The following is a 24,206-nucleotide window of genomic DNA, read 5'->3' on the forward strand; positions in this document are numbered from 1 at the left end:
GTATGCGGAATCGGAAAGCGCTCTGCCGCGCGTGCGCGGTCGGGCGCCCGGGTAGGCACCCGGACGCCCGACCGCACGCGCATCACGCCGCCTGCTGCCCGGCGTCCGCCTCCCCCTCCGGCGGGATGCCGACGACCTCCACCTCCACGCCGTACGACCGGAGCGTGCGCGCCGCGTGGGCCAGGGCGACCTGGGCGAAGGGGTACAGGGTGTCGACGGTCAGGGCGTCGTGCCCCTTGAGGAGGATCGCGAAGACCACCCGGTGGGGGAGGAAGCCCTCGGGGAGGCGACGGCCGTCGCCCAGCTCCTCGACCTTGGCCGCGAAGCCGGCCCGTGCTTCGGGCTGGTTGAGCAGTGCCTCCACGGCCACGATGCCCTGGCTGAACAGGTGGCTGAGCGCGTCCGAGCCGCTGGCGCGCTTGACCATCACCAGGGTGTTGTCAGGGGCGAGCAGGTCGCACACCTCGACACCGTTCTTCCGGTGCAGCGGCGTGCGGACGTTCTTCCGGTCGAGGCAGAGGAAGCCGGGACGTTCGCGCTGGACGCTCTTGTTGTAGGCATGCTCGTCGTCGCCGTCCCGCCAGGGCGGCAGGTCGACCGAAGGGGTCGGGGTGATGACGCGTCGGGTGGTGATGGCCAGGCCCCCCAGATACGCCTGGTCGAATTCGTGCCACCGAGCTTCCAGGAAGACGAAGCGCCGACCGTCGTCCAGCAGCAGATCGGCCTCGATCCACAGTGCCAGCGGGTCGGTACGGATGATGTCACCGGGCCGGGCGCGGTCGTCCGAGTACAGCGTGACCTGGCCGTCCTCGAGCGCTGGGAAGCGGTGGCCGGGACGGTGGAACCGCAGCCTCCCGAGAACGTAGTCGAGGTCGAAGGCGTCGCTGAAGTGCCGGTCCTCGCGGGTGCCGAACCGGACGCCGACGGCGCGGACCTGGTCCATGTCGTCCAGGCTGTCACTGGGCACGGTCGCGGTGGCGCGCACTCCGCCGAGAGTGCCGAGGGCGGCGTCGAGCGCGAGATTGAGCGAGGCGATCATTTCCTGCTCCTGGACAGGCGTCACGGACTCCACGAACTCCAGTTCCGGGAGCGGGAGTTCCTCCCTGGAGACCTTGGCGATGATGCGGATGTCGCTGATCAGCGCGGCGGGGTCGGCACCGTAGGGGAGCCGCAGACCGCTGCCGCCCTCGGCGCTGCGCACGCGCCCGTCACCGCTGAGCGCGACCGTCAGCTCAGGCCGGTTCAAGCGGCCGGTGAGCTTGTCCACGAGCTTCGTGAAGGTGTCCAGCGCGAGGACACCGATCGGTGCCCCGCCCGGGAGCATCGAGATGTCGGTGCGGCCCTGACCCGGCGTACGGGAGACGGCCGCCCGGATGTCGTCGGGGTCGACGCTGCGAATCACGAACCGCAGTCCGAACCGCCGGTCCTTGAACTCGCCGGGCACGAGCCGGAAGCCGTCGCCGAAGGTGACGACGTAGACCTCGCCGTCGACGGCGAGCATGATGAGCGCCGCCCCGCGCCGCGACGGCTCGCGCACCTCCCACCCGGTGAGGCGCGAGAAGCCGGCGCACCAGGTCGACTCTTCCTTGGCGAAACTGCCGCACAGTGCGATGGCGGGGACGTCGTAGTGGCTGAGGACCTGGATCTCCGCACCCATGTCATCGAGCTTGTCCGCGGGGATGCAGTCGAGCATGGCCTCGACGGTGGGCTCGACACCGGTCAGCCGGTAGAGGGTCCGGTTGGACGTGGCGATGGAGGGAGGAACCGGTTCAGGGACGAATCGAGACATGGCTGTACTGCTCCTGCGGGATGGCGGTGCTGGCATGCGGGTCGTACGCCGACAACTCGGCGTCGGGGGCGACGGCCACGGGGCCGGGCGCGCTGAGACCAGGAGGGAGCTGTACCGGTGCTCGAGCCCTGCCAAGAGGACCTGCCGGAGCAGCCGATGGAACCAGCAAACCACTTCCCGCGAATTAACGCAAATTATTGGAACTACTGGAATCTTGAAGCATCGACTGGGAGCGCGGTAGTCTGCCGTCATGACCGCATCGTTGGAAGAGCTGGAAGCGCGGATGGTGGAGTACCGCACCGCCATCAGCGAATCGAACCGACGCGGGGAGAAAGACGAGGCCAAGCGCCTGCGTGACAAGCTCCGCGCCGTGCTGGCGGAGTACACGAGAGTCGTGGACGAGGGCGAGGAACTCAGTGAGCCGGGCGGCCTCTATGCCGTCGAGGCCGAGCCTCCTCCGTCCGGCGGCGCACCTCAGTCATCGACGTCCGTCCCGATCCGCGAACAGGCCCACCAGGCCCTGACCATCCTCGATGCCCCGGCGGGCCCCAAACTGATCGCCGCCACGCACGCGGCCTTCCTGTCCGAACCCGTGGTCACCGCCCGATTGGGCTCCCTGCGGCGGGACGAGGAACGCTCCTTCGTGGCGCAGCCGTTCGCGCGGCCGTACTACATCTGCCCGGCATTGACACACGACCGGTTCACCCCGGTGCGGGGCCTGCTCGCGGTGTCGACATGGTCGTTGGAGCAGCGGATCTCCGGCCCCCTCGGCCCGCGGGTCGACTTTCTGACGCACGCCAAACGTGTAGGCGAGCAGGTGGCACGGATTGAACGAGCCGGCCATCAACCGACTCTCCCTGCCTGGGCGTTGCTGAGGAGGTTCGCTCTGAACATCCCGGGCGCCTACGAGGGGTTCGGCCGCCCGGACGCGACCCGTGTGGTGGAGGCGGCGGAGGCGGAAACCGCGGTCCATGCCGACGCGGACGACGCGACGAGGCGGGCCGCCGCCGCGCGTGCCCGCGAGCAATTGACCGATCCAGCACGTCTGTTGTTCGGTGCCGCCAGAGTGGGCGGTGTCGACAAGGCCGATTCCGGCTCCGAGAATTGATGACCCGCTTCGGAGCGGCCGGTGAGAACGAGTCCCGCCGCCTCTCCTGTGCCCGATCCCGATCGCCGGGAGGGGGTCCACCGTGCGGTGGCCCTCCGTGCACTGTGTCTGAGAGAGGTACATGGCGACACCGACCCCACCCCCGACCGGTCCAGGGTTACTCAACCGGCTCCGTGGAAACGAGCCGCGACAGCCGTATTCGGCCCGCAAGATCACTGCCTTGACCGTCAATCCCGGATGTGAACGCCGTGCGGTGATCGACGCTGCGGGCGTCGACAAGATGAAGCTGGCCCGCCGGCTCGGGAATCCGGCCCCCTTCGGCCAGTCCCCGCTCGCCATCACTCGCCAGCGCACCTTCGCCGACCAGCTCAAGGCGTACGGATACGCCGAGTTGATCACCCTCCTGCGGTCCGAGCTGGGAGTCCCCGTGGCGGAAGCGGGTGTGGCGGACCTCAATTCGGTCGGTGGCAACGAGGACGCGGCGCCGCGGGCGGCGGAAACGAGAAATCTTCTCCGCGCGATCGCACAGGACCGCGAATCCCGGCTGATCCTCGACCACCCCATCCTGACCCTGGACGTGGCGGGCACCACCGCCCACCTGGAGCCCGACGCTGTCAGCCACCGCATCGACGACCAGCTCTATGTCGTACTCATCAGGTCCTTCGCCGCCGTGGACGGACAGGCGGATCCCGGGAAGGTCGCGGAGGCCGCCAAGCAAGCCGCCGTCTACGTCCTCGCCCTGCGCGAGACGCTCCGAAGCGTGGACGTGGCGGCCGACCTGGTCTCCGACCGCTTCCTCTTGGTCCTGCCGAAGGACTTCAGCAACCGGCCGTACGGCAAACTGGTCGACCTGCGGCAGCAACTCGACGCCGTACAGCACCAGCTGACACGCCTGGCGTCGGTCGAAGCGCGGGCCGCGACTCTTTCTCCCGGTGCCACCCTCGACCTTTCCGTGGACGGTGGCCGTCCGGCGGCCAGGGTCTCGCAACTGCTCGACACCGTCGAGGAACTTCCGCATCTCTACGGCCCGCGCTGTCTCGACATGTGCGAACTCTCGCGATACTGCCGGGACTCGGCGGTGGGCGACGGCGACCCCGCCCATCTCGGCAGTACGGTCCGTGACAGCCTTCCCGGGCTTGAGAGCACCGCCGCCGCGCATGCTCTCGCCCACGGCGAAGGGCACATTTCGGAGGCGCAGGAAGAGGTTGTGGCACTGCTCAGGACCGCGGCTGATCTTCGGATCCGGCGACTCGGCGGAGGCGCCGCATGAGCACTCTCGGCGTCATCGCCACGCTTCAGGCCGCCGCCGACCGGCGTGCGGTGCCCATCACCTCCGTACGGCACACCCACATCGCCGACCGGCCGTTCGTCGTCATCCCCCTCGGACTCGCCGGAGAGGCGTGCGCACCCCTCGCAGCGCTGGTTGGCGCGGACCGCGGGGAACCGAGACTTCTCGTCGCTCCGCAGCCCAAGAACCGCACCGACCGCTTTCGGCTCACGGCCGAGTTCGCCGCACTGCTTCTTCCCTACCTGGACGACTTCACTGCCGACACCGAGACCTACGAGGCGGGCCGCGGAGCCAAGAAGGAACAGCGCGTGAGGTGCACCGACGCTCCGCAGCTTGTGGTGCCCAACCCCGGCGCCGCAGCCTTCCTCCGTCTGCTCGGACGGTCCACCCGATTCCGTCGCACCGAGGGCCCGTACGCGGTCGATCCCGGAGTGCCGCGACTGGGCCAGTGGCTGACGTGGTTCGCGGACCAGGCCGAATTCGCCACTTCCAGCCTGGAACTCGCCCTTACCCGCGTCCTTTCCGCACACTGGGCAACGGGACAGAGCCCGGTCGAGGATGCTCATCTGCCGGCGCTCATGGGCTGGATCGATCCGCCCAAAGGGTGGGACGGACCCACGGCGGCCCGCTGGGCGGAAGACCCGGCCAACGTCCCACCGGCGGGGCCCGCGACCGACCCCGAGTTCGACCGTATCCTTGTCGATCTCTACGCTGCGGTCGACAAGGCGGACGACTCGCGCCGCCGCGCCGCCGCCGTACGGCAGCTCGAAGCCCAGCTGCTGCCACAACTCCTTCCCACGTGGGACCTGATGTGGCGGGCCCTGGACCTCCTCAGGAGCGTGCCCCCCGCCGGTAAGCTCGCCGCCCGCTGGCAGAACGACCGCGACCGTTTCACCTACTTCGCCGAGTACCTCGCATCGGGCGGACTGCCCCAGGCCCGGCGTGACCATGCCTCCGGCGCCGCCCGTCGCCTCGCGCGACTGGAGGACGCAGCCAATCGGTTCGACGCCGAACGCGCGCTGGACGACCCGCTGGTGATGGCCGAATACGAACTGACCGGCGAGGCGGTGGTGGGTACGGTGACCGGTGGCGATCCGGACCGGACGGTGCTCAGCAAAGCCAACAGGGTTTCGCTGCGCCCGATGATCACGCTGTCGGTGCCGGGGCCAGGACGGTTCCGTGTCGGCGACGAAGTCCGGAGTCCCGCCCGCCAGGCCCAGGAGGCCACCGTCCTGGCGATCCGAGGTGAGGGCGACGGGCCGTACGAGATCGACCTGGAGCTGAGCAAAGGCATGGGCCGTTCCCAACGGCCGCCCGCGCCGCCGGGTTCCGTACCCGCGCTGGGCGAGGAGGTCTGCTACACCTCCGTGTCCTTCTTCAGCATGCCCGCCGCACTCCCCGATGACGAGGCCACGCCCTGGACGCACGGCGGTCCGCCGCCTCCCCACCGGCCCACCGACGACGACGCCAATGAGGTCTGGGAATGACGACGGCAGCATCTGCGTCCCTTACGCCCGGTGAACGGGCCGATGACGCCGTCCGATCAATCCTGGCCGGCATCGACCAACTCGCGGCCGGCACGTCCCGCGGGCTCGTCGTCGACTCGCCGCCCGGGGCAGGAAAGTCCACGCTCGTGGTCCGGGCGGCCGCCCATCTCGTCGCGCAGGGGCACGAGGTGATGATCGTCGCCCAGACGAACGAGCAGGTCGACGATCTGGCCCAGCGTCTCGTCGAGAGCCATCCGGCGCTGACGGTGGGCCGGCTCCTCAAGAGCAGCGGATCTCTGGCTCCGCGGCTCGTCGCCCTCGGCAGAGTCATGGGCGCCCGCAGGATGGCCGACTTCGAGACCCGCCCGCCCGTCATCATCGCGACGGCGGCGAAGTGGGCGTGGATAACCGACGACCACGGTCACTGGCCGCTCGCCATCATCGACGAGGCGTACCAGATGCGCTCCGACGCTCTCCTCGCCTGCGCGGGCCTCTTCGACAAGGCCCTGTTCGTCGGTGACCCCGGCCAGTTGGACCCCTTCAGCACCGTGGCGACCGAACGGTGGCACGGACTCAGCTGGAATCCGCTGAACAACGCGGTGGACGTGACGCTTGCCCACAACCCGACGACGGCGCTGCACGCCCTGCCCGTCTCCTGGCGGCTGCCAGCTTCGGCCGCCGAACTGACCCGACGGGCCTTCTACCCCTTCACCAGCTTCGACGCGGGGACCGGCCCGGACGACCGGCACATGGCACTCCTGCCGACGCTCGGCCGGACGCCGGTCGACCTCGCCCTCGACGCCGCCGCCGAAACCGGCTGGGGCTACTACGAGCTGCCCGCCCGGCAGACGCTGCGCACGGACCGCGAACTCGCCGACGCCCTCGCGGAATCCGCCCTACGACTGCTGACCCGCGGCACCACCACATTCTGTGAGCAGGCGCCGGAGGGCCGGACCCTGCTCCCGTCCCGCATCGCGATCGGCGTCTCGCACAACGACCAGGCCGAGGCCGTACGAAGCCGTCTCCTCGCCCATCCGCAGCTTGTCGGCGTCACCGTCGACACCGCCAACCGCCTCCAGGGCCGCGAATTCGACGTCACCCTCGTCTGGCACCCTCTCTCGGGCCGCGTCGACGCCAGCGCCTTCCACCTGGAGACCGGGCGCCTCTGCGTCCTGCTGTCCCGCCACCGCCACGCCTGCCTGGTCTTCGCCCGCGCAGGCATCACCGACCTCCTCGACCGCCACCCCTCCACCCAGCCCGTCCACCTCGACGTCCCGCCCAAATTCCCCGACGGCTGGCGCGCCCACCAGATCGTCATGGAGCACCTCAGCCGCCCGGCCCATCGTGTCCAGGCCTGACATAGGCATCGTTGCCGGCTGGCCGGGCGGCAGTGGACTTGGATCGCGAGCCCTGGCGGGCACTGGCTCGTACGCGGTGCCAGGTTCGCTCGGGTACCGCCGGTCAGCAGGCCGAGCGCGCTGTCGGCATCAAGGCCGAGGCGGGGCACCCAAGCCTCCCTAGGGTCTCGGCTGATGCTCAACTCCGTTACGAGCAGTTGGAGTTCACGGCTTAAGCGCCGCCGTTGACCCGAACCTGACGCGTAGTCAAAGCGTGACGCAATGCGCACGCTGTTGGGGGGGGCAAGGAGGGGCATGGCAGCGAGCCTGGCGGCTTTAGGGAAGGCATGTGTTCCGCGGAAGGACGTACTTGAAGGCGGGTTGGCAGACAACCACTTCGCGGCGCAGCTGGACAAGGTGGTCCGCGACGCGGAGCACTATCCGGTGTGCCGGTGAATGGTCAACCGGTAGGGTGCCGGCTCGCCGTCCGGCAGGACGACGACGTCCAGGTCGGAGGTCGCCGTACGCCGATCCGTGATGACGCTGCCGCCGAGGAAAGCTGCCCGTGCGCCGGGGTGGTGTTCTTCGACATCGGCGCGTGCGGCATCGATCGGGTCCATGAGGGGATTGTCGACTGAGGGTCGATCGAGCGCACCGCGGTTTGACCCTGGAAGCTGGGGCCTAGGGCTATCGGACGCGGCGGGTAAGAGCCTTTGCGAGCAGATCAGTCGATGCCGTCACCGTCCACGTTCCAATGTTGGGGGAGGATCGACTCGCAGAAGACGCAGACGAAGTCCTCTTCCCGCACGATGTTGACCTGCCCGCAGCCAGGACAACGCCGGAACACGACACCGTGAGTGAAGCCGTCCGGGTGCGCGACGCCGATACGGATAAGAGCGGCAGTGACGGCACGCCATGAGGCGAGATCCGGGCAGTATCCCGTCGATTGGTTGCTGATTTCGGTGACCACCCACTCTCCGAGGGTCTGGGCGAAGGTCATTTCGCCTGCGCTGAGCACCGGTTGTGCGCCGGAACATGACACGTGTTCGCTGCGGCGGGGCGCCAGGCGCAGCAGGCCGTCAACGCCCACCACGAAGGTGAAGGGTTCCGCCGACTCCTCCAGCCCCTGGGTGGAGAGCCACCTGGACAGATCTTCGGAGGTACGGATCCTCTGGCCCTCGTCGCCGGACACTACGCGGGCCTTCAGCTCCGGCGGCCCCACGTACTCGTAGAGCCGCCCTTCCTTAGTCACGGCGTCACGCTACCGGCCGGTCGCGTCGAAGCTGGGCGAATTACCTCCTCCTGTTGGCACGCTGCGAGGGCAGTGGAGGTCCAGGTGGCACGGGCCGCGACGTCGGCGTGGGGCGTTTCTCCTGTGGGCGGCTCCGGGGCGTTGGGAGGGTCGGCGGTGCGGGCGCTCGGGGGCTGGTTGCGCCGGATCTACGAGTACCCCCACCGCCTTCGTCGGCTCAGCCCTTGGGCGACGCAGGCTGGTCTTGGGCGATGTGGTCGTTGCCGGCGGACAGCCCGCTGCCTGGATCGCCTCGCGGGCGGCGGCGCGGCTCACCTGGCTGGAATCCGGGTGGGCGTGGGCGATGACGGCGGCCAGCTCATCGGATGTGGAGGTGGGCGGCGCGGCGCGCGCGTCAGCGCGGGCAGGCGGCATCACCCGGTGGGTCGGGGGAGGGGCGCGCGTCGGGACTGGGACGGGCGCGGAGCGGCGGCAGCCGCGAAAGACGAGGTCAGGCTCTCGCGCCGGCCAGCGGGCGCGGGTGACGGTCGCTGAGGGCGGCGCGGACCAGGGCGCGGCCCCGGGCGGCGGTACGGGCGCGCTCGTCGACGGCGTCGGGCGGCACGGCGTCCGCGCCTGCGCAGGTGCGGCAGATGCCGTCGTACGGAGTCGGGCGCGCACACGCCGAGCACTCGTACCGGCGGGGCCGCGACGATACGGCCGCCGGTTTGACGGTTGGGGGCAGCTTGCGGGTCAGACGGTCGCGCAGGAGGGCAGACGCGCTGTGGACGCGTTCGGGCAGGCCGCCCAGCAGGGCGAAGCCGAGATCACGCGGACCCAGGCCACGCTCCAGCCAGGGCCCCACCAGCGGCGCGAGCGTCATGGCCTCTGCCGCGCCGAGGCGTAGGCGGGGCTCAGCCGAGGTCACCGTGTGGAGCACTGCTGCCGCCTCGGCGAGTGCCGGACTTGGGGGTGCGGGCGTGGTCTCGCGCCGCCCGCCCAGGGCCACGCGCCGGACGGGAAGGGTGGGTTCTTTCCCACGGTCCTTTACGGGGTGGGCGTCACGCGCGCCGTCGGCCGGTCGACCGGAGCCCGGGAGTACGGCACTCGGCACCACCTGGGCAGTCGCGTACGCGGTGTGCGGGGTGTCGTACACGTGACTTTCGCTGACGAAAGTGCCGTCCGGGCGGCGTACCCGTTCGACGCGGTAGTACCCGGCTGCGGTCAGCTCGCGCAGGGCCTTTGCCACGGCGATGCGGCCCTGCGGACTGGTGTCGGCCATGTGGCGGCCGTCCTCGCGCCAGCCGTCGGGGCGGGAGAGGAGGTCGGCCAGCAGGCCGCGGGCGGTGTAGGACAGCCGCCGGTCCTGCAACAACGCGTTGGGCAGGACCGTGAAGCCGCGCGTATGGCGGCTACGATGAATCTGCATGGGGAGCTTGGACTCCTTGTGCCGGACCCCGGAGCGTTGGCGCGCTGCCGGGGTCACCCTATTGAGTTCGTCGGTGACAGAACGTACCACGCGGTTCGCCCAAGATCGACTGCTCTTGGGCGACTTGCGATCAGGCGGAACGTTCCTCCCGAGAACGAGGAAGCCGACGTCGGCGTGAAGCGAGTACACGGCGTCCTCCCTCGGTCAGCGGTCCGAGCTGCGCCCGGCGGTGGGAGCGGACGGTACACCCTTTTCCCGGATGGGCCTGCGACGCCGATTCCCGTATGGTCCTGGCGCCCCGCGGGATCACGGTCCGGCGGGTCACTCCGTGGTGAAGGGCGCGTAACCCACCGGCAGCTCGCTGACCTGCAGATCTGAGAAGACCAGGGTGAGACGGTGGGCGTTGGTCTCGATGCAGACCTCATGGAAGTCGATCCCGATGCTCTGCTTCCAACGACGTGCGGTCTCGGACTCGGAGAGGACGGTGGCGCCCGGGTAGAGGGCGTGCCACTTCACGCCCCAGACGTATCCATCGAGGTCGACGCCTGTCTCGTAGTCGATGAGGCGCTCGTCCAGCGAGGAACGCCAGGTCTCCGGCTGCACCGTCGTCTGGCAGCGGGCTTCGACGCAGTACTTGAAGAGGTACCGCACGTAGGCCGGTTCGATGCCGGTGCGGGGATCTGCCGTCATGTGAACAATGACCTCGTAGTCCCGCATGTAGCTGGTGTAGCCGTGATGCACCACTGCGCTGTCGAAGGCATCGTTCAGCAACTGTTCGAGGAGTGCGGCATCCATGTCGCTGTTCTACTGCACGTGATCAGCTGTCCGTGATCGGTCCCTGTCGGGAGAGAGATAGCCGGCGGCGGGTCCTGTCGACCTCGGTGACGACGAGCGTCATCTCCTCGCCGATGCGGACGACGCCCGACAGCACCTCCTCGGGCCCTGCAATGAGGTGTTCCCGGTGAACGAACCCCTCGATTCCCTCGATCCCGTCGACCCGGACGAAGGCGCCGAACGGCACCACCTTGGTCACCTCGCCGCGCAGTTCCTGCCCCACCACGACGCGGTCGGCGAACCCCTGGAAGGGGTCCGGCTGCATCGCACGCAGTGACAGCCTGGCCTCCAGGTTCCACGTGTCGAACTGGAGGAATTCGCACGTCACCCGCTGCCCGACCTGGACAACCTCGGTTGCCTCGTCGAAGGACTGCCGGGAAAGTTCGGGGTAGGTGATGAACCCGACGCCGGGGAAGAGCGGGTGGCTGGGGCCGTCGTCAAGGGCTACGAAGACCCCGAACGGCTCGATCACCGCGACGGTGCCGGACAGCGTCGCGCCCGGGGCCAGCGATGCGAGGAAGGCCCACAGCTCCGGGTGCTCAGGCACGCCGCTCATGCGGTTCACCTTTCAGCTTCACACCGACCGCCCCGTACGGAAGGCTGTTGCCCTGGCCCGCAGCTTACGGGGACAGCAGGTCCAGGCGGTTCGGGCGGGCGATCTGGTGTCCATAGCTCCTGGCGCCGGGTAGGGGTGGGGCATGGGGATGTTCAGCGGAAAACGGGCCGGCCAGCGGGAATTTCCGCCGGAGTTGGTCGACGAGGCCAGGGCCAATCCTGGAGGCTGGGTCTACGAGATCGACGGGGAGATGGTCGACGACCCGAACGGGGACGTGCCCCCCCCGAGGCCATCATCGGAGCGTGGCAGGTCAACGCACTCGGGAAGATCTACGGTGACTTCCAGCCGAATCCGAACTACCGGCCAGGAGCGGAGGGCCCGTAGCCCGGCGTCGGTGTGCCGGAAGGCCCAGGCCACCACGGCGCAGTCATAAGGCGATTACTCGTCCTCCAGTCGCCGGAGGATTTGCTCGAAGTCGCCTTCGTCGAGTACGCCGCTGATCGCCTCGGTCATATTGGCGGTGCCGGCCTCGCGGACGATCAGCCCGTCCGAGCACCAGAAATAGCGACCTCCCGCCTCCTCACCGGTCTGGGGCCCACCTTTCCATCAGGCGCTGCACCTCGGCGACGGTAAATACGGTCGCGCTCCAGCGTGAGCCGTCAGTGAGGCGGACCTCGACGTCGACGTTGCACACCGCGTCCAGATCCTCGCCCGCACTCGGCAGGAAGGACGCCACGAAGCGATCCGTGCGGACCCGGTACCAGGGCTCGTCCCACCAGCCCTCGGCTGCCTCGGAAGGCGCATCGTCGGTCATCGCGCGAGTATGCCGAGCCGGGGTCCTGGCGCTCAACCGACTTCTCGTCACGGTCCGCCGGGATGCGTCCGCGATTCCGTGCCAACGTCCCGGCGCAGTCGCCCGACCAGGGAAAGTCGCACCTGAATACGCTTCCCCACCGCCGTGACGACGAGGTACAACAGCACCTCCGCCACCTGACCGCCGCGCCGAACAGCCGAGAGAGGAGGGCTCATGCATTCGCCAGTCGCGCGCCGCTGGGTCCTCAACCAGGCTCGTAAAGCGATGCGCTGACGCTTCGTCAGCCTGAGCAATCACCCGGTCCGAGAGGAACGGCCGCTCGCCCCGACCGAGGCCAGCACCTTGCCGTCCGTCAGGTCGGCGAGATCAACCGGCACCACGTCGAGCAGTGGGAACGCCAAGAGCGAGGCTATGCGGCCGCCACCCTGACGACCTGGCGCAGCACCCTGCACCTGATCGTCGGTGACGCCGTGGACGACGGGCTGCGCGAGACGGACCCGGCCGCGCGGCGCAGGGGACGCGTCAAGGGGGCCGGGCGGTCGCGCAACCGTGGGCCGGAGAAGGTGATCACAAACGCGCTCGGCATCCTGCTCATCGCCGAGCGCGCCGCGCTGCTGACCGGACGCGACGACGAGTTCGTCGCCGTCGTCACCAAGGGCTACACCGGTGTCCGCTGGGGTGAACTCATGGGCCTGGAGACGCAGTTCATCCGGCCCGGCATCCCCGCCCGGGGAAATGAACCCCGGCTCCCCGGCCGCGGCGCTCGACGCGCTGCTGAGCTCTCACCGGGCAACGCCTCTCAGTGAAGTCCGGTACGAGCAGAGGCAGTTGAAATCCTCCACCGGGTTTCCCCCCAGGCTGGCCCGGAACACCCCTGAACTGCCGCCCTCCGAGCGGGGAACGGCGGAGCTCGAATCCCCAGCCTCTCCGTCGCCGTGACGAGACCGGGACCGGGACCTCATCCTGATCCGCTGTGATGGCGCGGGCGTTCCGCTCACGAGAGCCGGTTCCGCCTCACGGTCGATGTGAACGGTGCCATGTCGTGAGGCTGGCCTGACAATGCCGCCGTGCGGTCATCCTCCCGGAAAGACCCGGCGGGCAGGGTCGCCAGTTGGGCACCGGGCCGGACGGCCGACTCTTCCAGCGCGTCGGAGGTCACTCAGCCGACGGCACGTGGCGAGGTGCGTAGGTCGTCGCCTTCCGTGGACCAGAACCGCATGGAATTGACTGGCCTCGATTAGTGCGTGCACGGCAAGATCGGCCGTGTGATACGCCATGCCCATGACGATGCCGAGCTGCTGGCTCTCGTTCGCCGCTATGTCACGCCCGAACGGCGGTACCTGAAACTCGGCGGCGCTCTGCTGCGCATGCAAGATCCTGAGTATGACCGATTCATGCGAGATCTCTGCGAGGACGCGAGACTCATCAACGCGGACGAGATCGCCATTCTTCTTGAGGGCGGCTGGCGAGAGCGCAGAACTGCTGCTTGGTTCGTAGCTGTCTCTCGTCGAACCGAGTTCCGGGAACACCTTGGCAATCTCCTGCTGGCCAGCGAGGTCTGCTGCACTGGGCTGGCCTATAGCGTGACCCTGGCCAGTTTCGGTACGGCGCGTGACGCTGAGCTGCTCGCCGCCTACCTCGATCGCTACCTCCGCCGCCCTGACCTCGCGTACGACCAGGCTGTGGTCATGGCCGCTCTCCGGTTCATCGACCTGAATCTGGCAGCTGATCAAGCAGACCGCTTCTTGGGTCCGGGCGGCTCGTGGCAGCAGTGGCTCCAGGATGCGCCTCATATGCAGAGCGACACGGACCCAACTCCCTCCTATCTGAGCCTCATTCGTCGGCTTTGCGCATTGGTCGACGAATGCGCTGGGGCGGGATGACGGCCCCATCTCGTGGCCGTTTCGTTGGACCATGGCCCGCCGCTCCGACAGGCCACCCCACCCCATTGCGGTTGAATGGGTGGGGGTGGTGTGTCTAACCCTGCGATCGCGTCCCTCGGCGTCGTCGGCGCAGGTAGCACAGTGTCGGCCCGTCGTCGGCCTCCCCGGCGGCGGGCCGGCTCGCTCGCCCTCGAACAGTTCATCTGCCGTGCGTTCGGCTCACAAGCTGAAGAGGCCGTCCTGGACGTATTCCACGACGCGCCGCTGCGGGTAGAACAGGCCCAGGAGCATGAACGTCTTGGGGTGGGCCGCGATGTTCCCGACGAAGAAGTGGACGGCCCGGTCAGAGGTGAAGATCTCGTCGAACCAGCGTTGCCGTAGCTTGTTCAGAACTTCCTGCTCGCCGTACTTGCGCAGGGACCTGCGGTACGACGCTCCGGCTTCCCAGTCCTGAAGCCCCATGTGGTGGCCCGGACAGCGGAGAGACCCGAGGCCGTGCACTATTCGGCTGGCTTTCTGCCTCGATCGAGCGGCGGCGGTCAGGATCGAGCCGGACTCGCATGCGATGTACTCAGGCGCCCCGCGAGTGGCTGATCCATGGCACCGGACGCCGGGGACGTGGCTTCGTCCATGGGCCCGTCGCTCCGGCCGCGACCGCGTGACAGCGCCGCAGCTCGGCGGAGGGTAGGGCGGCCCCGACCACGATCTTCTCCCAAGGCCCCCCGCAAACGCCGTGAGGGGCAGTCTTCCGAAATCGGAAGACCGCCCCTCACGTGCAGTGTCACCAGTCGGGGTGGCGGGATTTGAACCCACGGCCTCTTCGTCCCGAAGCAGTTAGGGCAGCCGTGTGAGCTGTGCCTGCACTGCGGTTTACCTGGGTGAACAGTCCACTAGCGTCCGCGGAAGTCCACTGGAGTCCGGGGCCGTTGTAGCGCAGTTAGACACGCAGTCGGTCGCTACTTCCGGCCGCAGACGGTTCCACGTACACGGCTCCGAAGACCCGTGCGTCCCCAGTATTACTGCTGTTCAAAGGTATGAGAGCTCACTAGCGTGCCACAGAGGTCCACAATTAGGCCGCGTGCCCAATAGGAAGCTACCCCAGCAGGATTTCCTCAGGGCGCCGGTTCGTGACCGCGCTCTCTCGCACGGTCAGGATGTGTTCGAGGCAGGCTTCGAGGTCTCCACCATGGTCATCCCGGGCCATGCTTCTGAGTTCGTGAGCTAGATCCGTTCCGTTGATGAGGACGATCGGGTACTGGTCTTCCACCATCTCGGTCTGCGCGGGTACGGAATAGGCTCCGGTCGTGACGTACACGCCGATCCAGCCGCGTCGAAGCCTGGCCACCACGCGAGCGATCTGTTCGGCCGTCACTAGATTGTCGAGTTTGACGCATTTTGCCTGTCCGAGAACGACGAGGCTGGTCCCAGCCAATCCGCTGCCGATGTCGAGTCGCCCTACGAAGTCGGCTCCTCCGTCACCGGATCGTCGCGTCAGCCACCCCTCGACGTAGCTGTTGCCAGCGCCGCGCAGAACACGGGATGCAACTGCGGAGGCTACGGCTTCGAAATCATGCTTGCGCCCGTCAAAGTACTTGTAGATCAACTCCAAGTCCTTGGCCACGGTACTGCCCGGAGTGGGCCGCTGATCAGCCACCTTTGTCACCTTGGCACGGGCGACCCGCCGCCGGAGCCTAGGCAGCGATGAGCTTCCGTGCTTGACCCACTCGCGCCAAGCCCGGGGCGCAAGTTCCACTGACGCCGCGTCGCTCATGGATTTGTTCCTACGGGCGTCGATCCACTCCCAGGCGACCTTGTCGTCCTCGTCGGTGAGGTCGATGAGAGCGATGTCGTACACGTAGTTCGTGAACGTTGTGTGCTGGCTGCCGCCCCACTGCACCAGGCGCTCGGCCCGCTCGATGACGCCCAACCCACAGAACTCGACATGTCCCTTGACCTTGCCACTGCGCGTGGCCGCGCGGAATAGCAGCAACGGGACGGCGGCTGCGCGCTCCTCAGGGGTGTGCGCCTGGTGTCCGTTGAAGGCATCGAGCAGCGCCGCATTGCCAGTGGTCCTGCCGGGTGCAACCGTTGTGGTTGGCTTGTGATCACCGAAGTAGCGGACGTGCCCGTTATCCATGTCGAACATGTCGTGCCACGGCGTCTGGTCGCTGCCGGCCTTCCAGGGACTCGACCTGATGAGAATCACCGGCCGGCGCACGCCGCTTCGCGTCTGGACCTTCGCCATGCCATTGATGCCAGCCTCCAGCAAGGCCCGGGCCCGCTCCGGAGAGTGAGTGACGTGATGGAAGTTGGGGTATCCGTCGATCGTCGTTGGCTTCGGGTCTTTGCTGCTCGCGTAGCGATAGACCTGCCCAACACGCAACCGACCACCCATCATGTACCCCCCGCACAGAACCAGACCAACCATCTCTATGAGAGTAGTAGACAGCACTGACGGGTGATCCAGATCCGCGAAAACCTGAGCTTGGCCCGTTTGATCTAGGGGCAGTTGGGTGTCTGAGCTGCAGGCGGCGGCCCTTGAGGGGCCGACGCGACCGCCTGATTGACCGCCTGACCTGGCACGGGGCGAGCACAACTAGTAAGTCTTTGTATCAGCGCCTGTGGCCAAAATACCCAATGCTCAGTATGACGTTGCTGTAACGGGCCGCAAGTCCGTAGAAGACCAGGCTTGACCCTTAAGTCGGGCATACAATGGTGACAGGTGACCGCTGGTCGACGGAAAGCGACGGATCGATGATTGAGCCGAGGATCTACTTCTCCGAGCACTTTGGTATTTCATCAAAAATCCTAACCGACTACGGGGCATTCGATATCTGCATTGTCTCCGACCTTCCTATGTTCATCGACCCATTCCTTCTATTCACGAGCAAAAAATCCGAGTATCAAGCCCTGCACGATCAAATTGTCATCTATCTTCAGTTCCTTCAGAAAAAATCGAGGGCCGGACTCTCTTCTGGAGAAATTAAGAATTGGTATCACTTCAAGGAGGTGAAGCAGAACTGGCTCGGATTCACCCTTTTCGGCAATAATGGGCATGCGCTAGGTAGGACTTTTGCCGAGTCCTTGAACAAATCCCTTGGTGATATTCTGGGCAACGTAGGGAATGAGCGAGGGGTCAGTACGCATTTGGAAAAGCTTGCTCTGGTAGGACCGCGCGTCGGGCGCGACTGTGTCAGTGACTTCACTACAAACCTGATCAAACACTACCTTTTGCGCTATACTGAGATATTTGCGCGGGAATACATGCGTGACGAAGATTGTAGCCTTTTCGCGGTGCCGCGATCTGCATTCAACTATGCAACAGAGACTTGGGAAACGCGGACATATTTTTTGCCGGATCTGCGCAATGATTTTCTTATTTTGACGCCCACGGACATGCTTACTCGTGACGACACCTGGATTAGTCGAGAAGACCTCCTTAGGCGATTCAAGACGCTACCGGCGGCCATCGAAGACGATCAAACGAGAGCGCAGGTGAACAACTACTTTGCCCGCGTCTTCTACAAAAAGCAAACTGTCAAGGATCGAAATGTTGCGATCGACCGCATAATCAAGGAGTTTCCCGAACTAGTGGATTTGTACATTGGACTCAAGGAGCAAGAAGGGGATGAAGCTCGCGCCATCAGTAAGGCGAAAACAGACGACACGCACAATGTTTTGGTGGCGCAGGTAAAGCGGGCGGTTCCGGATCTTCAAGCAAAGACTGACTTTTATGAGAAGCCGTGGACTAGTTATGAAGAAGCCCTGGAAAGAGTTCTGTGTTTCAAGGACTACATCGAAAACAAGGACGGGTACCGGCTGATAAATAGAGCAGGCGAGGGATTCTCAAAGGAAACCGAGGTTCAACTATTTTTCGGCTTGATCTGGTGCTATACGGAATTCGATGTGAATCGAGAGCCGAACAATGGAAGAGGGCCTGTGGATTTCAAGGTTTCCTATGGGGCGGGGGATAAATCTCTCATCGAGTTTAAGCTGGCGTCGAACTCTTCGCTTGCCCGGAATTTGGAACGACAAGTGGAGATATATGAGGCCGCTAATGGAACCCGAACGTCGGTCAAGGTGATCCTGTGCTATACGCCTGAAGACCAAGAAAAGACGGCAAGGGTCCTAAGCGAACTTGGAATCCGCGACGACCCCTCGGTCGTCGTTATTGATGCTCGTCGGGATAATAAGCCCTCAGCGTCAAAGGCTTAGTCTGTGGATCCGCCCGCTCGGCTTGCCCTGGGGCGATGGCAGGTGGGATGGGAGTGCCGCACCGATCTCGCGACGCTCGTGCGGTCACCGGTGGGGCTTGGTCCATCCTGGAGCCTGAGCGCCCCCGCCAGAGGCACGTCTCTGGCCTCGGCCATGAGCTATCACCTCATGCTGCAGGCCAACCCACCCGCGGGCGCGCGCGGCGCTGGCCATGCAGAGCCGGCGGAGACAGGAGTGACTGCGCGCCCGGCCGCTCCGCCGGGCGCGCGTGAGCTTTGAAGAAATAGAGAAACTATGTTGAGTCGCCATGGTGCGCACCCGTGCGTTTGGTCTAGCTATCTTGTCCGGGCTGTCCGGGCTGTCCGGACAGCCCGGACAGCCGTGCGTGGCGTTGTCCGGGTTGCCTTCGCAGGTCAAAGAAGCAACCGGACCGTCGGACAGGTAGAGCACCGGGCCATCGCTCAATTGGCTTGAGCTTCGCAGGGAACTAGGCGGCTCGTGAAGCCGCCCGAGCACAGGTGCTTGTAAGCAGCCGCAACGGCTGGGGGCACCTCTTGGTGGGTCATGAGACCTTGCTTGGGATAGATCAGAAAGCGTTGAAGGGCACCCACCGTCATGTCGATGACCAGGTGCTCGTCTTGGATGGAAGCCATGTATTCGTCAAAGGTCCGTTGTGCGGATGCGCAGGTGAATTCGACGGAGGGCCAAATTTTGCGAGCCGTAGCGTAGGCGCGGCGCTCTTCGTAAGGCTTGCTGACCAGGAGGACTGAGGTGACGTCCACGCCGGCGACTTCCAGGAGCTCTCGGGAGAACGTGATGTTCTCGCCGGTGTTGCGGGCGCGAGGTTCTACGAGGATTGCGGAGTCTGGGACGCCGAGTTCGAGGGCGCGGTCGCGGTAGTGGGCCGCCTCGCCGCGGGGCATCTTGGCTTCGGTCGTGCGGCTGGTGGCGCTGGCAATGACGATCAGGGGGCCGAAGCTGCGGTGGTACATGTCGGCCGCGCTGTCTGCGACGCCCAGGTCGTGGCTGCCGAGGGCGATGGCCACCGAGCACAGGCGCGGCTCGTGGTGCATCTGGAGGTAGTCCCAGAGGATCAGGGCGTCTGCGCGGACTTCCGGTGAGAGGGTCACGCGGGGTCTCCGTCCTGGGCTGAGTCGGGCACTTTGAAGTCGTATTCCCAAGCGAAGCGGGATGCGGCATGGACGCCTAGGGCGAACTCCACGACAGTGCCGTCTGCTGTGTACGTGGTGCGGTGCAGCTCTACTACGGGCTCACCGGCCGGCAGCTTCAACAGGTCCACCTCGTCCGGGGTGGGCAGACGGGCGAAGATCCGTTCTCGCATGTGGTCGATCTCGTATCCCGCGTCGTACAACACGCGGAAGCCGCCGCCGCGGCCGGCGGGCCCCGGAGTCGGATCAACGATGCGCGTGCCCTCGACGTGCTCGGGGCGGTAGTAGCTGGTCAGCGTGTGGGTCGGTTGGTCGCCTTCCTTGACGAGCCGCGCTCGGGCGTAGACCTGGGCACCCTCCGGCAGTCCGAGCGCGTTGGTGACGAGCGCACTTCCCTCGATTCGGCTGACGGTCTGGGTCTGCTCGCCGCGGTGGTACGGCCGGCCGGAGGCCACGCGGTCGGCGATGAACGCCACCTCATCCCCATCGCGCCACTTGGCCTTGTCGTAGCGCGCGATGCCGAGCCGCTTCAACGGCGTCTGCTGACGTACGACCGTGCCGTGCCCCCGCGATGACGTGACGAGTCCTTCCGCTTCCAGCGCCTTGTATGCCATGTGAACGGTCGACTTCGAGCCCTCACCCGCTTCCACCAGCGTGCGGATGTGCGGCAACGGCTGACCAGGCTGTAGTCGCCGTTCCGAATCTCGTCGGCAAGACGGTCCGCGAGTTCTCGCCACTTCGACGCCATCGCGCCTCCTCTCAAGGCGTCCAGTCAAAGCAATGCCCGACGTCGACGCGGACACCGTGCGCCGCACCTGCTCGCGTATGGCCGACGCGGGCCAGCTCACCAGGGACGCCGGCGGGCGGTACTTCCCGGACACAGGCAGCCGGACAGCAGCCACCCCGGAGACGTCCGCGCTGTCCGACTGTCCGGCTGACCCCGCTGAGCAGCGGGAACTTCCCGGACACCTCGAAGAGGAACTGTCCGGGCTGTCCGGTCCCGACACGCTGAGGAGGACGTCGTGACGCTCGCCATTCCGGAGCGCGGTTCACTCGGTGACCCCGTGCTCTACCGAGTGGAGGACTTGCCGCGCGTCCTCCGGCTGAGCCGCAGCCGTATCTACGAGTTGATCCGTGCTGGTCGTCTCCGCACCGTGAAGGAAGGCCGCACCCGGCTCGTTCCGCAGTCCGCCGTCGCCGAATACGTCGCTCTACTGGAGCGCGAAGCGCAGGGAGAGAAATGACCAAGCGTCGCGCTCACGGCGACGGTGGCCTGTACTGGAGCGAGAAGCGGCAGCGTTGGATTGCTGCCGCCTCGCTCGGCTACGACGCGAGTGGAAAGCGCATCATGCGCCGTGGCAGCGGTCGGACCAAGACCGAGGCCAAGAACAAGCTGAAGGAAGTTCTGCGGGACTACGAGGACGGTCTCGCTATCGCACCCACCGGCTACACGGTGGAGAACGCGGTACGGGACTGGCTCATGTTCGGGTTGGCAGGCCGGGACGACAAGACCGTTGAGACCGCCTCTGGCCTCAGCCGGAATCACGTGATCCCTTCCCTCGGCGCTCGGAAGCTCCGAGACCTGAGCGCCGAAGACGTGGACAAGTGGCTTGCCGAGAAGGCCAAAGTGCTCAGTACCCGCACCCTGCAAAGCGTTCACTCCTGCCTGAACCGTGCCGTCAAAAGGGCCATGGCGCGCGACAAGGTCAAGCGCAACGTCGTGGAGCTGTGCCAAGTCCCCAAGGGGCAGCCCGGACGGCCGTCTAAGGCGCTGACGTTCGCCCAAGCCGAAGCTGTACTCACCGCAGCGGCCCGCACTCACATGCACGCGTACATCGTCGTCTCGCTGCTCACCGGCGCACGGACCGAGGAACTGCGGGCGCTCACCTGGGATCACGTCTTTCTGAAGGGAGACCCAACAGCGAATCCGCCGATCCCGCCCTACATGGCCGTGTGGCGGTCCGTGCGGTCCGGGGGAGATACAAAGACCAGGAAGTCTCGGCGCACCATCGCTCTGCCCATGCGCTGTGTAGAGGCGCTGTGGCAGCACTGGGAAGACCAGGGCTGGGACCGGCTCGCGGCCGGCGAGGCCTGGGAGGAACACGGCCTGGTCTTCGCCAGCGCAGTCGGAAAGGAGCAGGACGCCTCCCACGTACGCCGGGCGTTCAGGGCGGCTCTCAGCAAGGCTGAGGGGATCGACGCTGCCGACTGGACGCCCCGGGAGCTCCGGCACAGCTTCGTCTCGCTGCTCTCTGACAACGGCGTCCCGCTGGAGGAGATCTCCCGGCTGGTGGGGCACTCCAGCACGGCCGTCACTGAGGAGGTCTACCGGAAGCAGATCCGGCCGGTCATCCAGACCGGAGCCATCGCGATGGACCACATCTTCCGACGTGATCCAAAACCGTAGGCACTCACTTTGACACTCAGTACGAACCAGGGCCCCAGACTCATCGAGTCTGGGGCCCTGACCTGCTGCTTTACCGTCGGGGTGGCGGGATTTGAACCCACGGCCTCTTCGTCCCGAACGAAGCGCGCTACCAAGCTGCGCCACACCCCGGTGCAACGGGGTTTACTTTAGCGGACGGGGGGCTGAGGGCGAAATCCGGTTTCTTCGGGGGGCGGGGCGGTGGTGGTCGAGGAGGATCAGGAGGAGGGAGAGAGCGGCGAAGGCGAGGGCGAGGAGGAGGGCGGTGAGGAGGGTGGCGGGGTAGCCGCGGGTGTCGACGTCGAGGAAGGGATAGGGGTAGCCGGAGAAGGGGCCGCGGATGAGGGCGAAGGCGAAGTAGGCGAGGGGGAGCAGGAGCCATTGGCCGGCGTAGCGCCAGGGGAAGCGGCCGGGGGCGGTGAGCAGGAGCCAGTCGAGGACGACCGTGAGGGGGGTCACGGTGTGGAGGAGCTGGTTGGAGAAGGCCAGGGCGCCGGTGCGGGCGCCCAGGGCCTCGGACTCGGAGAAGTCGCTCGCTTCATTGGCGAGGACGAGGTGGTAGACGAGGCCGGTGATCACGATGCAGAGCAGGACGGCGCCGTGGATCAGCGGGGGGATCGGAGGACGCCGGGTCCAGGTGCGGTACGCGGACCAGGCGAAGGTCAGCGCGATCGCCGCGTTGGTGAGGACCGTGAAGTACGTGAAGACCCGCAGCGGCGGGAAGTGCGCGCACTCGATGGTGATTCCCGTCACCGCCGCTGCCGCGATCAGCAGCCGGAAGGCCGCCACGTACGAACGGGGGATTGCAGGCATGCCTCACCGTACGAGACGGCGGACGGCGGGACGGGTCAGCGGCTGGTGAGCGTCAGGAGTGTCGCCTCGGGCGGGCAGGCGATACGGACCGGGGTGAAGCGGTTGGCGCCGCAGCCCGCGGAGACGTGCAGGTAGGACGTGGAGCCGGTGGCCGTATGGGTGGACAGGCCCTTGACGCGGTCGGTGTCGAGGTCGCAGTTGGTGACCAGCGCGCCGTAGAAGGGGACGCAGATCTGGCCGCCGTGGGTGTGCCCGGCGAGGATCAGCGGGTAGCGGTCGGAGGTGAAGGCGTCCAGGACGCGCAGATAGGGCGCGTGGACGACCGCCAGATTGAAGTCGGTGTCCGGGTCGGGGCCGCCCGCGACCGCGGCGTAGCGGTCGCGCTTGATGTGCGGGTCGTCCAGGCCGGTGAGGCCGAGCACGGGGCCGTGGTCGAGCTTGAGCTGCCCGCGGGAGTTGCTCAGGCCGACCCAGCCCGCCGCGTCGAACGCGTCGCGCAGCTCGCCCCAGGGGTTGCGCAGGACGCCGTGCGCGGCGCGGTCCTTGCCGTTCAGACCGTGCTGGCCGCGTGCCTTCTCCACCAAGTACCGGGCGGGATTACGGAACTTGGGGCCGTAGTAGTCGTTCGACCCGAAGACGTACGTGCCGGGGAACTGCATCAACGGGCCCAGCGCGTCCAGGACTTCGGGTACGGCGGTGGGGTCCGACAGATTGTCCCCGGTGTTGACGACCAGGTCGGGGCGCAGGCCCGCCAGCGACTGGAGCCAGCGGCGCTTCTTGTTCTGGCCCGACACCATGTGGATGTCGGAGACCTGGAGGATACGGATCGGGCGCATGCCCTCGGGCAGCACCGGGATGTCGACGCGGCGCAGGCGGAAGGACCGCGCCTCGAAACCGGCCGCGTACGCCAGGCCGGCCGCGCCGGCCGCCGTCACACCGAGGGGAATTCCGTATCGCGCGCGCATACGTCCATCGTGTCAGAGTCCGGGCCGTACGCGCGCCAAGGCCCCTCGACCGGTGCCGGGCGCACCCTTCAGCCGGGCGCACCCTTCAAACGGGCGCCCTTCAGCCGGGCGCACCCTTCAGACAGGAGCCCCCTTCAGCCGGGCGCCCTTCAGCCACGGCGCACCCTGCCACGGCCAGCCGCACAGCCCCCCGACGGGCAGTCGCCCCCCACCTCCCTCGTATATGCGGCGCGACCGCCCCGCAGGGATGCGAAACTCGGCGTATGACCACCACGCTCAAGCAGCGACTGCACGACGACCTCACCAAGGCGATCAAGGGACGCGACGAACTGCGCTCCGCCACGCTCCGGCTCACCCTCACGGCCATCACGAAGGAGGAGGTCGCGGGCACCACCGCGCGCACCCTCTCCGACGACGAGGTGCTGAAGGTGATCACGCGCGAGGCGAAGAAGCGGCGGGAGGCGGCCGAGGCCTTCGCGCAGGGCGGCCGGGCGGAGTCGGCGGAGCGGGAGCGCGCCGAGGGCGAGGTGCTGGCGGAGTACCTGCCCAAGCAGCTCGGGGACGAGGAGCTGACCGCGATCGTGCGGGACGCCATCGCCGAGTCGGGGGCCGAGGGACCGCGCGCCATGGGCGCCGTCATGAAGATCGTCAACCCGAAGGTGGCCGGGCTCGCGGAGGGCGGCCGGGTCGCCGCCGAGGTGAAGCGCCAGCTCGCGGGCTGATCCGCGCACTCATCAAAAGACCTCACGCGTAAGGGGCGCCCTCCCAGGAGGGCGCCCCTTACGACGTCACTTATGCGCGGGCCGACGCCTCACACCTGCGTCGACCTGCGTCGACCTGCGTCGGCCCGCATCGGCCCGCGT

At 67.0% G+C, this 24,206-nt stretch carries 20 protein-coding genes, 1 tRNA gene and 4 pseudogenes; 11 read left to right on the forward strand and 14 right to left on the reverse strand.

Annotated features, from left to right (window positions below; all coding sequences use genetic code 11):
- Positions 1-82: 82 nt before the first annotated feature.
- The gene (locus tag ACIQCJ_RS02580) at positions 83-1,789 is read right to left on the reverse strand and encodes a DUF6119 family protein (protein ID WP_402710485.1); all 1,707 of its coding nucleotides are present in this window, start codon (positions 1,787-1,789) and stop codon (positions 83-85) included.
- Between the two features lie 250 nt (positions 1,790-2,039).
- Here ACIQCJ_RS02580 and ACIQCJ_RS02585 point away from each other — a divergent pair, with 250 nt between their 5' ends.
- The 4 genes from ACIQCJ_RS02585 to ACIQCJ_RS02600 all read left to right on the forward strand — a co-directional run bounded on the left by ACIQCJ_RS02585 (position 2,040) and on the right by ACIQCJ_RS02600 (position 7,030).
- Positions 2,040-2,897, forward strand: coding sequence for a hypothetical protein (locus ACIQCJ_RS02585; RefSeq protein WP_402710486.1), 858 nt, complete (start codon positions 2,040-2,042; stop codon positions 2,895-2,897).
- A gap of 253 nt (positions 2,898-3,150) precedes the next feature.
- Complete coding sequence (locus ACIQCJ_RS02590; RefSeq protein ID WP_401314236.1) at positions 3,151-4,167, forward strand: hypothetical protein; 1,017 nt, start codon at positions 3,151-3,153, stop codon at positions 4,165-4,167.
- Positions 4,164-5,672, forward strand: a complete 1,509-nt coding sequence (locus ACIQCJ_RS02595; protein WP_402710487.1) for a hypothetical protein — start codon at positions 4,164-4,166, stop codon at positions 5,670-5,672. The genes ACIQCJ_RS02590 and ACIQCJ_RS02595 overlap by 4 nt, the downstream gene beginning before the upstream one ends.
- A complete protein-coding gene (locus ACIQCJ_RS02600) occupies positions 5,669-7,030 on the forward strand; it encodes an AAA family ATPase (protein WP_402710488.1) in 1,362 nt (453 codons plus the stop codon). Before ACIQCJ_RS02595 ends, ACIQCJ_RS02600 begins: the two co-directional genes overlap by 4 nt.
- 434 nt (positions 7,031-7,464) lie before the next feature.
- Here ACIQCJ_RS02600 and ACIQCJ_RS02605 read toward each other — a convergent pair.
- From ACIQCJ_RS02605 to ACIQCJ_RS02630, 6 genes and pseudogenes are all read right to left on the reverse strand, one after another.
- Positions 7,465-7,629, reverse strand: a pseudogene (locus ACIQCJ_RS02605) (nucleotidyltransferase domain-containing protein); the annotation flags it as partial.
- Positions 7,630-7,733: 104 nt separating this feature from the next.
- A complete protein-coding gene (locus ACIQCJ_RS02610; protein WP_402710489.1) occupies positions 7,734-8,261 on the reverse strand; it encodes a hypothetical protein in 528 nt (175 codons plus the stop codon).
- Positions 8,262-8,751: 490 nt separating this feature from the next.
- Positions 8,752-9,669, reverse strand: coding sequence for a hypothetical protein (locus ACIQCJ_RS02615; RefSeq protein ID WP_402710490.1), 918 nt, complete (start codon positions 9,667-9,669; stop codon positions 8,752-8,754).
- A gap of 321 nt (positions 9,670-9,990) precedes the next feature.
- A complete protein-coding gene (locus ACIQCJ_RS02620; protein ID WP_402710491.1) occupies positions 9,991-10,464 on the reverse strand; it encodes a hypothetical protein in 474 nt (157 codons plus the stop codon).
- Positions 10,465-10,486: 22 nt separating this feature from the next.
- Positions 10,487-11,059 carry a S1 RNA-binding domain-containing protein gene (locus tag ACIQCJ_RS02625; RefSeq protein ID WP_402710492.1) on the reverse strand — a complete coding sequence of 191 codons (573 nt, stop codon included), beginning with the start codon at positions 11,057-11,059 and terminating at the stop codon, positions 10,487-10,489.
- Between the two features lie 438 nt (positions 11,060-11,497).
- Positions 11,498-11,873, reverse strand: a pseudogene (locus tag ACIQCJ_RS02630) (hypothetical protein).
- 365 nt (positions 11,874-12,238) lie between these two features.
- Between ACIQCJ_RS02630 and ACIQCJ_RS02635 the strand changes: the two are divergent.
- Positions 12,239-12,592 (forward strand): annotated as a pseudogene (locus tag ACIQCJ_RS02635) (LacI family transcriptional regulator); the annotation flags it as partial.
- Between the two features lie 546 nt (positions 12,593-13,138).
- Positions 13,139-13,756 carry a DUF6000 family protein gene (locus tag ACIQCJ_RS02640; RefSeq protein WP_402710848.1) on the forward strand — a complete coding sequence of 206 codons (618 nt, stop codon included), beginning with the start codon at positions 13,139-13,141 and terminating at the stop codon, positions 13,754-13,756.
- 219 nt (positions 13,757-13,975) lie between these two features.
- Here the strand turns inward: ACIQCJ_RS02640 and ACIQCJ_RS02645 are convergent, their stop codons facing one another.
- Together ACIQCJ_RS02645 and ACIQCJ_RS02650 are read right to left on the reverse strand one after the other, a co-directional pair.
- On the reverse strand, positions 13,976-14,218 hold the full coding sequence (locus ACIQCJ_RS02645) for a hypothetical protein (RefSeq protein ID WP_402710493.1): 243 nt from the start codon (positions 14,216-14,218) through the stop codon (positions 13,976-13,978).
- A gap of 631 nt (positions 14,219-14,849) precedes the next feature.
- The gene (locus ACIQCJ_RS02650; protein WP_402710494.1) at positions 14,850-16,184 is read right to left on the reverse strand and encodes a restriction endonuclease; all 1,335 of its coding nucleotides are present in this window, start codon (positions 16,182-16,184) and stop codon (positions 14,850-14,852) included.
- Between the two features lie 287 nt (positions 16,185-16,471).
- On the opposite strand from ACIQCJ_RS02650, the gene ACIQCJ_RS02655 reads away from it, so the two are divergent.
- Positions 16,472-17,971, forward strand: a complete 1,500-nt coding sequence (locus tag ACIQCJ_RS02655) for a hypothetical protein (RefSeq protein ID WP_402710495.1) — start codon at positions 16,472-16,474, stop codon at positions 17,969-17,971.
- Positions 17,972-18,432: 461 nt separating this feature from the next.
- Here the strand turns inward: ACIQCJ_RS02655 and ACIQCJ_RS02660 are convergent, their stop codons facing one another.
- On the reverse strand, positions 18,433-19,044 hold the full coding sequence (locus ACIQCJ_RS02660) for a YdcF family protein (RefSeq protein WP_402710849.1): 612 nt from the start codon (positions 19,042-19,044) through the stop codon (positions 18,433-18,435).
- A gap of 53 nt (positions 19,045-19,097) precedes the next feature.
- Positions 19,098-19,888: pseudogene (locus ACIQCJ_RS02665) on the reverse strand (GntR family transcriptional regulator).
- Positions 19,889-19,920: 32 nt separating this feature from the next.
- Here ACIQCJ_RS02665 and ACIQCJ_RS02670 point away from each other — a divergent pair.
- The 3 genes from ACIQCJ_RS02670 to ACIQCJ_RS02680 are packed head-to-tail and all read left to right on the forward strand — an operon-like array spanning position 19,921 to position 21,547.
- A complete protein-coding gene (locus tag ACIQCJ_RS02670) occupies positions 19,921-20,166 on the forward strand; it encodes a hypothetical protein (RefSeq protein WP_402710496.1) in 246 nt (81 codons plus the stop codon).
- Positions 20,163-20,384, forward strand: a complete 222-nt coding sequence (locus ACIQCJ_RS02675) for a helix-turn-helix domain-containing protein (protein ID WP_402710497.1) — start codon at positions 20,163-20,165, stop codon at positions 20,382-20,384. The genes ACIQCJ_RS02670 and ACIQCJ_RS02675 overlap by 4 nt, the downstream gene beginning before the upstream one ends.
- A complete protein-coding gene (locus tag ACIQCJ_RS02680) occupies positions 20,381-21,547 on the forward strand; it encodes a tyrosine-type recombinase/integrase (protein ID WP_402710498.1) in 1,167 nt (388 codons plus the stop codon). The genes ACIQCJ_RS02675 and ACIQCJ_RS02680 overlap by 4 nt, the downstream gene beginning before the upstream one ends.
- A 76-nt stretch (positions 21,548-21,623) precedes the next feature.
- Here ACIQCJ_RS02680 and ACIQCJ_RS02685 read toward each other — a convergent pair.
- The 3 genes from ACIQCJ_RS02685 to ACIQCJ_RS02695 all read right to left on the reverse strand — a co-directional run bounded on the left by ACIQCJ_RS02685 (position 21,624) and on the right by ACIQCJ_RS02695 (position 23,343).
- A tRNA-Pro gene (locus ACIQCJ_RS02685) sits at positions 21,624-21,697 on the reverse strand.
- Positions 21,698-21,709: 12 nt separating this feature from the next.
- The gene (locus ACIQCJ_RS02690; RefSeq protein ID WP_402710499.1) at positions 21,710-22,378 is read right to left on the reverse strand and encodes a Pr6Pr family membrane protein; all 669 of its coding nucleotides are present in this window, start codon (positions 22,376-22,378) and stop codon (positions 21,710-21,712) included.
- A gap of 35 nt (positions 22,379-22,413) precedes the next feature.
- Positions 22,414-23,343, reverse strand: coding sequence for a metallophosphoesterase (locus ACIQCJ_RS02695; protein ID WP_355336098.1), 930 nt, complete (start codon positions 23,341-23,343; stop codon positions 22,414-22,416).
- 263 nt (positions 23,344-23,606) lie between these two features.
- On the opposite strand from ACIQCJ_RS02695, the gene ACIQCJ_RS02700 reads away from it, so the two are divergent.
- Positions 23,607-24,065 (forward strand): GatB/YqeY domain-containing protein, encoded by a 459-nt coding sequence (locus tag ACIQCJ_RS02700; RefSeq protein WP_391042635.1) that lies wholly within the window; start codon positions 23,607-23,609, stop codon positions 24,063-24,065.
- Positions 24,066-24,206 lie beyond the last annotated feature (141 nt).

This window comes from Streptomyces sp. NPDC093221 (genome assembly GCF_044753885.1).
Lineage (GTDB): Bacteria > Actinomycetota > Actinomycetes > Streptomycetales > Streptomycetaceae > Actinacidiphila.